This window comes from Geobacter argillaceus (assembly GCF_007830735.1).
GTDB lineage: Bacteria > Desulfobacterota > Desulfuromonadia > Geobacterales > DSM-12255 > Geomobilibacter > Geomobilibacter argillaceus.
The window spans coordinates 37,913-51,194 of record NZ_VLLN01000028.1; the positions used below are offsets into that span (position 1 = coordinate 37,913).

At 59.6% G+C, this 13,282-nt stretch carries 10 protein-coding genes; all 10 read left to right on the top strand.

Annotation, left to right across the window (positions count from 1 at the left end; genetic code table 11):
• Window positions 1-92 precede the first annotated feature (92 nt).
• Window positions 93-1,694, top strand: a complete 1,602-nt coding sequence (locus tag JN12_RS17250) for a sigma 54-interacting transcriptional regulator (RefSeq protein ID WP_145025047.1) — start codon at window positions 93-95, stop codon at window positions 1,692-1,694.
• Between the two features lie 808 nt (window positions 1,695-2,502).
• Complete coding sequence (locus JN12_RS17255; RefSeq protein WP_145025049.1) at window positions 2,503-3,498, top strand: 2-dehydropantoate 2-reductase; 996 nt, start codon at window positions 2,503-2,505, stop codon at window positions 3,496-3,498.
• Between the two features lie 148 nt (window positions 3,499-3,646).
• Window positions 3,647-4,429, top strand: coding sequence for an acyl-CoA dehydratase activase (locus JN12_RS17260; RefSeq protein ID WP_145025051.1), 783 nt, complete (start codon window positions 3,647-3,649; stop codon window positions 4,427-4,429).
• Between the two features lie 131 nt (window positions 4,430-4,560).
• On the top strand, window positions 4,561-5,808 hold the full coding sequence (locus tag JN12_RS17265) for a 2-hydroxyacyl-CoA dehydratase subunit D (protein WP_145025053.1): 1,248 nt from the start codon (window positions 4,561-4,563) through the stop codon (window positions 5,806-5,808).
• Window position 5,809: 1 nt separating this feature from the next.
• Window positions 5,810-7,897: an acetate--CoA ligase family protein gene (locus JN12_RS17270; protein WP_145025055.1), complete on the top strand. Its 2,088-nt coding sequence runs from the start codon at window positions 5,810-5,812 to the stop codon at window positions 7,895-7,897.
• Between the two features lie 18 nt (window positions 7,898-7,915).
• A complete protein-coding gene (locus JN12_RS17275; protein WP_145025057.1) occupies window positions 7,916-9,253 on the top strand; it encodes an acetyl-CoA hydrolase/transferase family protein in 1,338 nt (445 codons plus the stop codon).
• Window positions 9,254-9,277: 24 nt separating this feature from the next.
• A complete protein-coding gene (locus tag JN12_RS17280; protein ID WP_145025059.1) occupies window positions 9,278-11,020 on the top strand; it encodes a thiamine pyrophosphate-dependent enzyme in 1,743 nt (580 codons plus the stop codon).
• Window positions 11,021-11,035: 15 nt separating this feature from the next.
• Window positions 11,036-11,608, top strand: coding sequence for an indolepyruvate oxidoreductase subunit beta (locus tag JN12_RS17285; protein ID WP_145025061.1), 573 nt, complete (start codon window positions 11,036-11,038; stop codon window positions 11,606-11,608).
• Window positions 11,609-11,754: 146 nt separating this feature from the next.
• Window positions 11,755-12,894, top strand: a complete 1,140-nt coding sequence (locus tag JN12_RS17290) for an ABC transporter substrate-binding protein (protein ID WP_145025063.1) — start codon at window positions 11,755-11,757, stop codon at window positions 12,892-12,894.
• A 40-nt stretch (window positions 12,895-12,934) separates the two neighbouring features.
• Window positions 12,935-13,282, top strand: a 348-nt coding sequence (locus tag JN12_RS17295) for an ABC transporter permease subunit (protein WP_407925393.1), incomplete at its 3' end; no start/stop codon positions are given.

A 13,282-nucleotide genomic window follows, 5' to 3' on the forward strand; every position in this document is an offset into this window, starting at 1 on the left:
TGTTGATCCGTTTAAATCTGCGTTGCTCCGTGTTTAATTGTCTTTGATTTGCTTCCGGCTCTGCCTGCTTGCCACTACGGAGGATATTGAAGATGCCCGAGGTAATATTCCTGTCGCCGTATGCGAAGATGACGCAGATCGCCCACAAGATCCTCAAGGAGAGGGAGGTGGGGTTCGAGGTCATCGAAGTGCCGCCCCTGCAGTCCGAGGAAGTCGTCAAAGGAATCGACAGGAAGGCGCAGGTCATTATTTCGCGGGGCGGCATGGCAATGCTGGCAAAGCATTACACAAACGTGCCCGTGATAGAAATACCGGTGACGTTGTCGGATATCCTCGATGCCGTTGGCAGGATAGAGGGGGGCAAAGGCAGGAAGAAGGTGATCATCAGTACTGCCAATATCATCTGCGACCCCAAATACATCAGCGAGATCCAGGGCTTGAGCATCGATTTCATCACCAGCGACGACTCTTTTGTCTCCTGCCAGAACTGGATCGACGAGAGTATCCGGTCCGAGGAGCTGGCGCAGGGTGGCGGTTATGATCTGATCATCGGCGACGCCCTGGTCTGTGCCATTGCGACCAAGCACGGGATTGACAGCGTATTGCTGGAATCGAATGAGGAGTCGGTGGCCTTCGCCGTCGACGAGGCGATGCGGATCGTCGAAACTAACAGGCTCGGCAGCCAGCAGCTGATTAAACGCCGCAAGGAGATACTGGAGAATGGCTGGGTGGCCAATTACAGCTTTCGCGACATCCTGGGCCAGGGGAGCGATCTCGAGCGGGCGGTTAAGATGGCCAGGCTTTTTGCCAAGTCGGACGGCAATGTCCTTATCGAAGGTGAAACCGGTACCGGCAAGGAGATGTTCGCCCAGAGCATCCACAACGAGAGCGAGCGGGTGTACGGACCGTTCGTTTCGGTAAACTGCGGCGCCATAAGCGACAGCCTGTTCGAGAGCGAACTGTTCGGTTACGACAGCGGGGCCTTCACCGGCGCCAGCAAGGGGGGGAAGAAAGGGCTTTTCGAATGCGCCCAGAACGGCACCATCTTTCTGGACGAGATCAGCGAGACCCCGATCAACATGCAGGCGAAGCTCTTGAGGGTCCTGCAGGAGCGGAAGGTGAGGAGGGTCGGCAGCGAGAAGATCATCGATCTCAATGCCAGGATCATCTGCGCGACCAACAAGAATCTCATGGAGCTGGCTGATTGCGGCCAGTTCCGCAGGGACCTGTATTACCGGCTGAGCGAACTGGAGCTGTATCTGCCGCCGCTGCGCGAGAGACGGGACGACGTGCTGTCCATTGCGGAAAATTTTCTCCACCGGGAGGCGGGAAAAATCAACCGGAAGCTGTACTGGAAAGACAGGACAGCCTTTGCGCCACTTCTGGATTATGACTGGCCCGGCAATATACGGGAATTGAGGAATTTCATCGTCAAGCTCGCCACCTACTCCGGGGATGGCGAGATTACCAGCGCTGCCGTAAGCGACCTGTTCCGGTCCAGTTACCGGGAGGTGGCGCGCAAGAAAGAAAGCGAGCTGACCATCGGCATATCCAGGGATCTGAAGATGATGGAAAAGGAGATATTCACCAAGCTGCTTCAACTCTATGGCGGCGACAAGGAGCGGTTGTGCCGGGAGTACGGCATCAGCAAACCTACCTTGTGGCGCAAGCTGAGCTACAGAAAGGCACCTTGATCATAGATAAAAAGCGGGCATTTCAAAATTGAAATGCCCGTCATGCTCCCCTCGACCGCCCTCAAACCCTGTTCCAGTAAGACGGCAGCAAATTTCCTCGACCGGACCCTCCTGAAAGTCGCCCCCGTTCATATTGTGTAACATGGCTGCCAGCGCGCAATGACGCCGTTTTTACCGGTAATATTTCAAATTTGAAGCGCATATTTCAAAATTGAAATATATGCGTGCCCGGTACGGCCGGTTCTTGGCCTGATTGACTCAAGATTCCCTCCAATTTATTTTCTGCAAAAAATTAATCCTGAAAAATATTTCTACTTTGTCACATTTAAGCTTTCGTCCCATCGGGACAGAATGCATGTAGCCGGGGGATTCATCCCCCGGTATCAGGATCGGATTTTACCTTCAGTCACGTACGTGACGTATGAATACATCCCTTAAAACCCCGGCGATAAATCGCCGGGCTACAGGCATTCTGTCCTTTAGGCCCTTTTGGGTCCTACGGGACGTAATCTGACAAAGTAGAACTATTTGTCCCAGATAAATGGTCCAATATGATGTAACGATGTTATTTTGCTGCCAAATGGATGGCGATAGTCGCGCTTAGCTTACTTCCATGGCGTTGTTCTGGTTTAATTCTGTCGTTCGGTTTAACATGCTCGGCACGGTAGCTGCTTAATGAAGTGAAAAGCAAACCAATGTTTGGTAAAATATGGACGCTCTTGTGGGCACTGCTTTATTGCCGAGGCGGCCAGCATACGGTCAACGTCAAGCTGTCCCGGCATCTCCATCATGAAAGGGGAAAGAGATCATGAAAATCTGCATCTACGGAGTCGGCTCGGTCGGCGGATTCATCGGGGCGCGACTCGCGCATGCCGGGTTCGAGCTGAACGCCGTGGCCCAGGGGGCCACGCTGAAGGCGCTTCGCGAGCACGGGCTGAGGCTGCAAAGTGACGGCGTCTTTCTCACGGAAAAGGTGCATGCCACCGACGACCCTGCGGAACTCGGCGTGCAGGATATCGTCATCATCGCGGTGAAGGCACCCGCCTTGAGGTATGTGGCACAGAAGATCGCCCCGCTGATCGGACCGGACACCGTAGTCATGACGGCCATGAACGGCATCTCCTGGTGGTTCTTCGAAGGGTTCGGCGGCGAGCATGCGGGGACGCGCCTCGCCTCGGTCGATCCTGACGGCTCGATTGGAGCGGCGATTCCGGCCAAAAATGTGGTCGGGTGCGTAGTCCACGGCAGCTTTTCCCTGAACGAGCCCGGCTTCGTGCGCCACGGTTTCGGCAAGCGGCTGATCATCGGGGAGCCCGACGGCAGCGATTCCCCGCGCCTGCGCAAGCTGGCGGAGATTCTCGGCGCCGCGGAAATGGTTGTCGAGGTTTCCAAGAGCATCCAGGCCGATATCTGGTTCAAGCTCTGGGGGAACATGACCATGAATCCTGTTTCCGCGATCACCGGCGCCACCTGCGACCGGATACTGGACGATCCGCTGGTAAACCGGTTCTGCCTGAATGTCATGGCCGAGGCGGCGCGGATCGGCGCGAAGATCGGCTGCCCCATCACCCAGAGCGGCGAGTCGAGAAACGCGGTAACGCGCGAATTGGGCGCGTTCAAGACCTCGATGCTGCAGGACGTGGAGGCCGGTCGGGCCGTGGAGCTCGACGCCCTGGTCAGCGTCGTGCGCGAGATCGGCCAGAAGGTCGGCGAAACCACCCCGAACATCGATGCCCTGCTCGGCCTCAGCCGCCTCCATGCGCGGGTGCATGGGCTGTACCCCTGGGAGCCGGCCGGCTCCTGACTCACCCGGTTGCCAGAACCGTCTAACCTCCCCTTACCCTCGGAATAGAAGTTATCCCCCTCTTGCGTTAAGAGGGGGCAGGGGGAGCTGTGTGCCAACCAAGAGGAAATTGGGCGTAGTGATCAGCGGAACGAAGGGATACGGAACAATGTCCAAGAAGCTGTTTGTCGGCCTCGACATGGGGGCATCAAGAACCAAGGTTGCCGTCCTGGACGGGGACGGAAGAGTTGTTGGTCATGCGGTCAGGAAGTCGGGGATCGACTTTTCCTCGACCGCTGCTGCCTGTCTGGACGATTCCCTGGCGATGGCCGGCGCAACCCGCGACGACATCGTCCGGGCCGTGGCCACCGGCTATGGCCGGGCGAATGTGGCCTTTGTCACCGAAGAGAGCAGGACCGAAATCGGCTGCATTGCCAAGGGGTGCCACCACTACTTTCCCGAGGCGATCACCATCATCGACATCGGCGGCCAGGACAACAAGATTGTCAAGCTCGATGCTCCCGGACGCCGCACCGGCTTCAAGATGAACCGCAAGTGTGCGGCCGGCACCGGTGCCTTTCTGGAGGAGATGGCCAGCCGTCTCGACATTTCCCTGGAGGAAATGAACGCGCTGGCCCGGCAATCGACGGAGATGATCAAGCTCGGCAGCTACTGCACGGTGTTCTCCGCAACGGAAGTCCTGGAAAACATCCGCAACGGCAAAAAGGTGAGCGATATCGTCAAGGGGCTCTTCTATTCGGTCATCAAGAGAGTGCTGGAGATGGACTCCCTTACCGAGCGGGTCATCATGACCGGCGGGGTGGTGGCGCACAATCCCCATATCGTCGAGATGGTGGGGGAGATGATCGGCCGGCAGGTGGCGGTCCCCGAATATCCCCAGCTGGCAGGCGCCATCGGTGCGGCGCTCTATGCCCTGGAAGGAAAAGGGTAGTGCCAAAAGTAGGTTGGGTTAGCGATAGCGTAACCCAACGAGCAACGCTGCGATGTTGGGTTACGGCGATACAACCGCCTAACCCAACCTACTGAGACTCCACGCCTCACGGATTCGGGAAGGAGACAATAATGGCTGAAGAGGGCACGATAGTGAGAAAGAAGATCCAGGCCACTGACCTGATGAACAAGATCATGGCCGACTATTTCTACGGCCTGAACGAGGCGGCAACCAGCGGCACAAAGAAGATTGCCTGGTGCACCAGCGTCGGCCCGGCCGAACTGCTCCGGGCCATGGGGTTCGACGTGTACTTTCCGGAAAACCATGCGGCCTTGCTGGGCGCAACACGTCTCTCCACCGACATGATACCGGAGGCGAACGCCATCGGCTATTCGCCGGACATCTGTTCCTACCTGACATCCGACATCGGCGCCTACCTGAAAGGGGTCACCCCACTGGCCAAGGCGTATCCGGGGATCGATGCCATCCCCAGGCCCGATCTGCTGGTTTTCAACACCAACCAGTGCCGCGACGTGCAGGACTGGCTCGCCTGGTATGCCAGGGAACTGAGCGTCCCCTGCATCGGCATCACCTCACCCAAGAGCATCAACGACGTCACCAACCCACTCATCGACGATGTGGCGCGGCAGATGGAGGCGCTGATCCCGACACTGGCGGCGATCTCCGGAGCCAGGTTCGACATGGACCGGCTCCGGGAAACCGTTGCCCTCTCCCGGGAGTGCACCGAGCTCTGGAGGCAGGTCCTGGAAACGGCCACCGCGTCCCCTGCACCGCTCACCTTTTTCGACGGCACCATTCACATGGGGCCGGCCGTTGTGCTGCGGGGGACCCGGGAGGCGATCGACTACTACAAGGTGCTCCTGGCCGAACTGGAGCAGCGGGTCACGGAGGGGGTCGCCGCCGTCGAGGGAGAGTCCTTGCGTATCTACTGGGAAGGGATGCCGGTCTGGGGGCGGCTACGGCAGCATTCCGAGCTGTTTGCCGGCCTCAAGACCAATGTGCTGGCCTCCACCTACTGCAGCAGCTGGATCTTCCCCTCCTTCGACGCGAAGGATCCGATCCGCAGCATGGCCAAGGCCTACCTGGAGCTCTTCATCGTCCGCTCCGACGCGTACAAGGAGACGTATCTCCGGGAGATGCTGCAGAAGTTCCGCATCGACGGGATCATCTACCACGACGCCAAGACCTGCCCCTGCAACTCCAACAGCCGCTACGGCCTGCCCCAGCGGTTGGAGGCGGCAACCGGCATCCCCAGCCTGGTCATCTCCGGCGACCTGAACGACCTGCGCTGCGTATCCGACGAGCAGACCAGGACCAATGTGGAAGCATTCATCGAACAGCTTGAGGAGGGGAAATAAGATGTTGGATGCACTGTTCAGACCCAGATCGGTTGCCATTGTCGGGGCCTCCACCAAGGAGCTCTCCATCGGCAACGTCATTACCAAAAACCTGCAGACCTACGGCTACAAAGGGGCCATCTACCCGATCAACCCGAATGCTCCCGACATCCGCGGCATCAAGGCATACAGGACCCTGGCGGAGGTGCCCGGCGAGATCGACCTGGCCCACATCATCCTCCCCAGCAGCCAGGTACCCCAGAGCATGGAGGAGTGCGGCCGGAAGGGGGTCAAGGCGGTGATCATCAACTCCGCCGGTTTCAGCGAAATGGGGGAGGAGGGGGCAACGCTCCAGGAGGAGTTCCTCTCGACGGCCAAGAAGTACGGCATCCGGGTCTTCGGTCCCAACTGCCAGGGGATCATCAACTCCGATCCGGAGTTGAAGGCCTACTGCAACTTCACCTTCACCTACCCCGAACCCGGCTACATCTCGGTGGTGGCGCTCTCCGGCGGGGTCGGCGGGCTGATCATGCAGGCCCTTGACGACCTGGGGATCGGCCAGCGGCTCTATGCCTCCAACGGCAACGCCTGCGACGTCTCCATCTCCGAGGTCGTCCGTTACTACGGAGACGATCCGGGGACCAGGGCCATTATCCTCTACACCGAAGGGTTCGCCAACCCGAGGGAATTCCTGGAGGTGGCCCGGGAGGTGGCGGCGAAGAAGCCGATCCTTGCCATGAAGGCCGGCCGGACCGAAGAGGGGGCCAAGGCGGCCTCCTCCCACACCGGGTCGCTCGCCGGGGTGGATATCGCCACCGAGCTGATCTTCGAGAAGACCGGCATCCTCTCCTTCAGCGACGAGGGGGAGATGGCGCAGGCTGCCATGGCCTTCGCCACCCAGCCGATCCCCAAGGGTAACCGGGTGGGGATCATCACCAATACCGGCGGTCCGGCCGTCATCGCCACCGATGTGCTGGTTGCGTGCGGCCTGAACGTGCCCAGGCTTTCGGACGCCTCCATCGCCAGGCTGGCCGAGACCCAGCTGCCGGAAGCGGCCGTCGAGAATCCCGTCGACGTGATCGCCACCGCCGGCGGCCCCCATTTCCGTTCCGCCCTCGAGGTGCTGCTGGAGGATGATCAGATCGACTGCATCTATATCACCTTCGTCACCGCCCCGTTCACCGACACCGATGCCATTGCCCGTGAAATCGTAGCGGCAAATCGGCAGGGGAAGAAGCCGCTCGTCTGCAACTTCATCACCAGCGTCAGGATGGAGCGGTTCCAGAAGACCATGGGGATACTGAAAGAAGGAGGTGTCCCGTTCTACGCCAACCCGAGCGATGCTGCCAAGGCGCTGGGCGCTCTCACCAAGTACGGCCGGATCAGGCAGCGGGACATCGGCCGGGCCGAGACCTTCAGCAATGTGGACAGTGCCCGGGCCAGATTGATCGTCGACCAGGCAAAGCAGGCCGGCCGCAGCGTCCTTTCCGCCAGCGACGTCTACTCGATCTTCGAGGCGTACGGTATCCCGGTTGCCTCCTGGCGGGTGGTCGATACCGCTGCCGACGCGGTCGCTGCCGCCGAGACCATCGGCTTTCCGGTGGTGGTCAAGGTGGACTGCGAGGAGATCGACCACAAGAGCGACATGGGCGGGGTGACGATCAACCTGAAGGATGCTGCCGCGGTCCGGGCGGCACTGGAGGATATGCAGAGCCGCCTCGGGCAGTTCGGGAAGCTTCGCTTCTTTGTCCAGCAGTTCCTCCCCGGCGGGCGCGAGCTGATCGTCGGCGCCACTGCCGAGCGTGAACTGGGACACCTGGTGATGTTCGGCCTGGGCGGCATCTACGTCGAACTGCTCAAGGACGTGGCGTTCAAGATCGCGCCGGTGACAAAGGTGGAGGCCGGGGAGATGCTGGCGAGCCTGAAGACCGCGGCGCTCTTGGACGGTGTCAGGGGCGAGAAGGGGGTCAACAAGGCGGCGATCATCAATCTGATCCAGCGGGTCTCCCGGCTTCTCATTGACCTGCCGATGATCCAGGAGATGGACATGAACCCGGTCATGGCATTTAGCGACAGCGTCTACGCCGTGGACGGCAGGATCAGAATCTAACCAAAGGAGAACCGAGTCATGGCTGCTCTGAACGCGCAGGATGTTTCAAGCTGGCGGGAGATCTACGCATCACGACTCACAACCTCTGATGAGGCGCTCAAGGCGGTCGAATCGGGAAACCGCATCTATCTGACCGGAAACGCCTCGGCACCCCTGGAGCTGTTGGCCGCACTGGTCAGGCGCGCTCCGCAGCTGAAGGACGTGGAGATCTTCCAGCCGCTGACCATCTGCCCGGGCGACTACGTCATCCCCGGGATGGATAAGCACCTCCGGCCCAATGCCTTCTTCATCAGCCACACTATACGCGGGGCCGTGAACGAGGGGCGCGCCGATTTCACCCCGGTGTTTCTTTCCGAACAGCCGCTCCTGTTCAGAGACGGCCATCTGTCGCTGGATGTGGCGCTTACCCACGTCTCCCCGCCGGATGAGCAGGGATACTGCTCGCTGGGTGCGGAGGCCGGGCTTGCCATAACATCCGTGGAATCCGCCAGGACGATCATCGCCCAGGTAAACCGGCAGATGCCCCGGACCATGGGGGATACCTTCATGCACGTTTCGCGCATGCAATACATCGTGGAGGCCGACCACCAGCTTGCGCAAAGGGCGATGGGGGATGAGGCCGACGAGGTGACAACGGAACGGATCGCGGCCCATATTGCCGAACTGATTCCCGATGGCGCCACCATGCAGCTCGGGATCGGCTCTATTCCGGATGCCGTGCTCAAGCATCTCCATGCCAAGAAAGACCTGGGTATCCACTCGGAGCTGATCTCCGACGGCGTGATCGAACTGGTGGAAAAAGGGGTGATCAACAACAGCCGCAAGACCCTGCACCCCGGAAAGATCGTCTGCGGCTTTCTCCTCGGTACCGATCGCCTGTACCAATGGACAAGCAACAATCCGCTCCTTGAAATGCACCGTTCCGAATACGTGAACGACCCGTTCATCGTCGCGCAGAACGACCGGATGGTGGCGGTGAACTCGGCCATTGAGGTGGACCTCACCGGCCAGGTCTGCGCCGACAGCATCGGTCCCAGGCTCTATTCGGCCGTCGGGGGGCAACTGGACTTCATCTACGGCGCATCCCGCTCCAAAGGGGGGGTACCGATCATCACCATGCCGAGTACCTCTACCCTCAGGAACGGCACCAAGGTGAGCAAGATCGTCCCGATGCTCAAACAGGGGGCCGGAGTGGTCACGAGCCGTAACCATGTCCGCTACGTGGTGACCGAGTACGGCGTGGCGTCACTGTACGGCAAGAGCATCCGGCAGCGTACCCAGGCGCTCATCAATATCGCCCATCCCGAGTTTCGCGAGCAGATCACCAGGCAGGCGAGGGAGCTGCATTACCTGTAACCATAACGAGAAGGGATATTATTCATGAAGAAGATAATTTCCGGTAACGAAGCCATTGCCCTGAGTTTCGGGGATGCCGGCGGCGTCTTTGCCTCCGGCTACCCCGGCACCCCCAGCACCGAAACCCTGGAAGAGGTGGCCCGCCTGGGCGCGGTCTACTGCGAATGGGCACCCAACGAGAAGGTGGCCCTGGAGTCGGTTATCGGCGCCTCCATTGCCGGCGGCAGGTCCCTGTCCACCATGAAGCATGTCGGGGTAAACGTGGCAGCCGACGCGCTCATGACCCTTACCTACACCGGCGTCAATGGCGGCCTGATCCTGATGGTGGCCGACGATCCCGGTCAGCACTCCTCCCAGAACGAGCAGGACAGCCGCAACTATGCAAAGTTTGCCAAGGTGCCGATGCTGGACCCGGCCGACTCCCAGGAGGCCTATGACTTTGTCCGGGCCGGGTTCGAGATCTCCGAGCAGTTCGATACCCCGCTCATGCTCCGCACTACCACCCGGATCTCCCACGCCAAGGGGGTTGTGGAGCAGGGGGAGAAGCGCGCGCCAAAGGTCGGCGAGTGGGTGAAAGACGTCCCCAAATACGTGATGCTCCCCAATTACGGCCGGATCAAGCACCAACTGGTCGAAGAGCGCCTCCTGAAGCTGAAGGCGTTTGCCGAGACGACCCCCCTCAACCGGGTGGAGATGGGGGATACCGACCTGGGGATTCTTACCTCCGGCGTCTCCTACCAGCACGTGAAGGAGGCCTATCCCAATGCATCGATACTGAAACTCGGCCTGGTTCATCCGCTTCCCGAAAGAAAGATCCGGGAGTTCAGCGCCAAGGTCAAGCGGTTCATGATTGTCGAGGAAATGGACGGCATATTCGAAGAGCAGGTCCGGGCCATGGGGATTCGAGTCGATATCGGCAAGGACCGGATTTCCTACTGCGGCGAGGTGAGCGAGGATATCGTCCGGACAGCGGCCGGTGATGCCGTGACTGCGTGCGGCGCCCCTGTCGAGGGGCTTCCCCAGCGTCCTCCCACCTTCTGTCCCGGCTGTGCCCACCGCGGGCTCTTTACGATCCTCTCCAAGCTCAAGGTCTTCGTTTCCGGCGATATCGGCTGCTATACCCTGGGGGGGCTCCCTCCCATCAGCGCCATGCACAGCAGCATCTGCATGGGGGCGAGCATCAGCGCGGCCCACGGCATGGCCAAGGTCAACCGGATCGCGGGAAGGACGGAGAAGCCGGTCGCGGTCATCGGCGATTCCACCTTCTTCCATTCGGGGATGACCGGGCTCCTGAGCCTGGCCTACAACGGCGGCAACGCGCTGGTGGTCATCATGGACAACCGCGCCACTGCCATGACCGGCGGCCAGGAAAATCCGGGCTCCGGTCGGGTGCTGGAAGGGGAGCCAGCAAAACAGGTCGACATAACGGCGATCGTGAAGGCGCTGGGGATCGATCATGTTGCAGCGATCAACTCCTACAACCTGGAGGAGACCGAGGCCGCCATCCGAAAGGGGCTGGAGACCCCCGGTCCGTATGTCCTCATCGACAGCAACCCCTGCATACTCCGGTACCGGCTGAAGAAGCCGTTGCTGAGCGTGAATGCGGAGAAATGCACCGGGTGCCGTGCCTGTCTCAAGGTCACCTGCGTGGCGCTGGGGCTGGTGCCGGCCGGTGACAAGATGAAGGTGCAGATCGATCCCAACATCTGCAACGGGTGCGGTGTCTGTAGCCAGGTCTGTAAATTCGACGCCATGTCCGTGGCGTGAGGACAGGAGATAACCATGAATGTATTCAATATCGTTATTGCCGGCGTAGGCGGGCAGGGGGTCCTGATGGCCTCCAGGGTGCTGGCCGAAAGCGCCCTTGCCTCCGGCATGGATGTCAAGCAGAACGAGGTCCATGGGATGGCCCAGCGAGGCGGGAGTGTCATCTCCTTCGTCCGGATCGGGGAGCGGGTCTACTCTCCGGTGGTCATGCCCGGTTCCGCAGATATCCTGCTCTCCTTCGAGCCGTTGGAGGCCCTCAGGTACAGTCACTATCTGAAACCGGGCGGCAGGCTCGTGTACAACAGGGTCACCATCAATCCCAGTACGGTTGCCTCCGGCATGGCTACCTACCCGGCGGATGTGGAGGAGCAGATCGCCCGGGCCTGTTCGGATGCCCATGGTATCGATGCGCTGGCAATCGCCAGGGAGGCGGGTAACGCCAAGGCCGTGAACATGGTCATGGTTGGATCGGTCATGAAGCATCTCCCCATCGATGCGCAGGTTGTGGAGGGGGTCGTCAGGGAGGTTTCCAGGGATAAAGGGGCCGACGTAAATTTGAAAGCCCTCAAGGGTGGCGCCGCAGCCTGATAGTGGGGCGCTGCAAACGTTCACGCAAGCTTGTCCGCAGGTAAACCAAAAGGAGGAGCTCTATGACAGCGAACATCACGGCACCACGGATAGCAGTCAAGGGGATAGGCAGGATTGGGAAAGAAAAAAATCCAGTGGAGGGTTACATGAAAAAAATCCAGGTAGTCTGCTGCTTCATCTTTTTGTGTCTTGTCTGTTCGACCGTATCGTTTGCCGCAGATACGATCAAGATCGGCGCACTGTTCTCGGTGACCGGTCCCGCCTCCTTCCTGGGCGCACCGATGCGCAATACCGCTCAAATGGTCGTGGATGAGGTCAACAAGGCAGGCGGGGTCAAAGGGCGCAAACTGGAACTGATTGTGTATGACACTGCCGGAGATGCCACCAAGGCGGTGCAACTGGTGTCCAAACTGATCAAGAGCGATCATGTTGTCGCAATTATTGGGCCCAACACGTCCGGCGAGGCCATGGCTGTGATTCCGATCGTCGAGAAAGAGCATATTCCGCTGGTTACCTGCGCCGCCAGCATCAAGATTACCGAGCCGGTAAAGAAGTGGGTTTTCAAGACTACCAATAACGACACGTTGGCTGTAATGAGAATTTATGAGTACCTGCAAAAGGTCAAGCAGACCAATGTGGCACTTCTGACCGTTTCGGACGGCTTCGGGGCGTCCGGCCGCGAACAGCTCAAGGCCCAGGCGCAAAAACACGGTATCAAGATCGTATCCGACGACACCTATGGCCCCAAGGATACGGATATGACGGCCCAGTTGACCAAGATCCGCGGTTCCCAGGCCCAGGCCGTGATCTGCTGGGGTACCAATCCCGGTCCGGCCATCGTTGCCAGAAATGCCCACCAGCTCGGTATCAAGATGCCACTCTTCATGAGTCACGGTGTCTCCTCGAAAAAATTCATCGAGTTGGCCGGTGACGCCGCCGAGGGGCTCAGGCTCCCTGCCAGCAAGGTACTGGTGGCAGACGCGCTCCCTAACTCCGACTTGCAGAAAAAAACTTTGCTGGGCTTTATCAAAGACTATCAGAAACATTTCAAGGTTGATGCCGACACGTTTAGCGGGCATGCCTGGGATGCGATCATGGTGGTTACAAATGCCATCGAGAAGGGTGGAGACAGCCCTGCGGCCATTCGTGACCAGATAGAAAAGAGCAGGAACTTTGCCGGCATCAGCGGGGTGTTCAATTTCTCGGGAAACGACCATGCCGGTCTGACCAAGGATTCTTTTGTAATGGTAGAGATCAAGAACAAAGACTGGGTGCTCTTGAAATAACGTTTTCCGCCCATAACCGACTGTCGCTACGGAGCACACCATGCAGTTTGACCAGGTACTGCAATACGCACTTTCCGGCGTGTCGACCGGGGCGATCTACGCCCTGATCGGCATCGGGTTTTCGATCATCTACAACGCCACCGGCATCATCAACTTCGCCCAGGGTGAATTCGTCATGCTGGGCGGCATGCTGACGCTCTTTTTTCTGGAGGTTCTCAAACTGCCGATCTGGGCAGCCATCCCCTGTGCCATAGCGGCAGCCACCGTAGGCGGGATTTTGTTCGAACGGCTCGCCATCAGACCGCTGCGGCAGGCAACCCCGATCAACCTGGTCATCATCACCATTGGCGGCAGTATCCTGATCCGCGGTCTGGCCATGCTGCTCTGG

Excerpts from the sequence above, each read along its gene's own strand:
- JN12_RS17290 (WP_145025063.1), top strand. The coding sequence starts at position 11,755 with ATGAAAAAAATCCAGGTAGTCTGCTGCTTCATCTTTTTGTGTCTTGTC.
- JN12_RS17270 (WP_145025055.1), top strand. The coding sequence starts at position 5,810 with ATGTTGGATGCACTGTTCAGACCCAGATCGGTTGCCATTGTCGGGGCC.
- JN12_RS17285 (WP_145025061.1), top strand. The coding sequence starts at position 11,036 with ATGAATGTATTCAATATCGTTATTGCCGGCGTAGGCGGGCAGGGGGTC.
- JN12_RS17260 (WP_145025051.1), top strand. The coding sequence starts at position 3,647 with ATGTCCAAGAAGCTGTTTGTCGGCCTCGACATGGGGGCATCAAGAACC.
- JN12_RS17265 (WP_145025053.1), top strand. The coding sequence starts at position 4,561 with ATGGCTGAAGAGGGCACGATAGTGAGAAAGAAGATCCAGGCCACTGAC.
- JN12_RS17275 (WP_145025057.1), top strand. The coding sequence starts at position 7,916 with ATGGCTGCTCTGAACGCGCAGGATGTTTCAAGCTGGCGGGAGATCTAC.
- JN12_RS17250 (WP_145025047.1), top strand. The coding sequence starts at position 93 with ATGCCCGAGGTAATATTCCTGTCGCCGTATGCGAAGATGACGCAGATC.
- JN12_RS17280 (WP_145025059.1), top strand. The coding sequence starts at position 9,278 with ATGAAGAAGATAATTTCCGGTAACGAAGCCATTGCCCTGAGTTTCGGG.
- JN12_RS17255 (WP_145025049.1), top strand. The coding sequence starts at position 2,503 with ATGAAAATCTGCATCTACGGAGTCGGCTCGGTCGGCGGATTCATCGGG.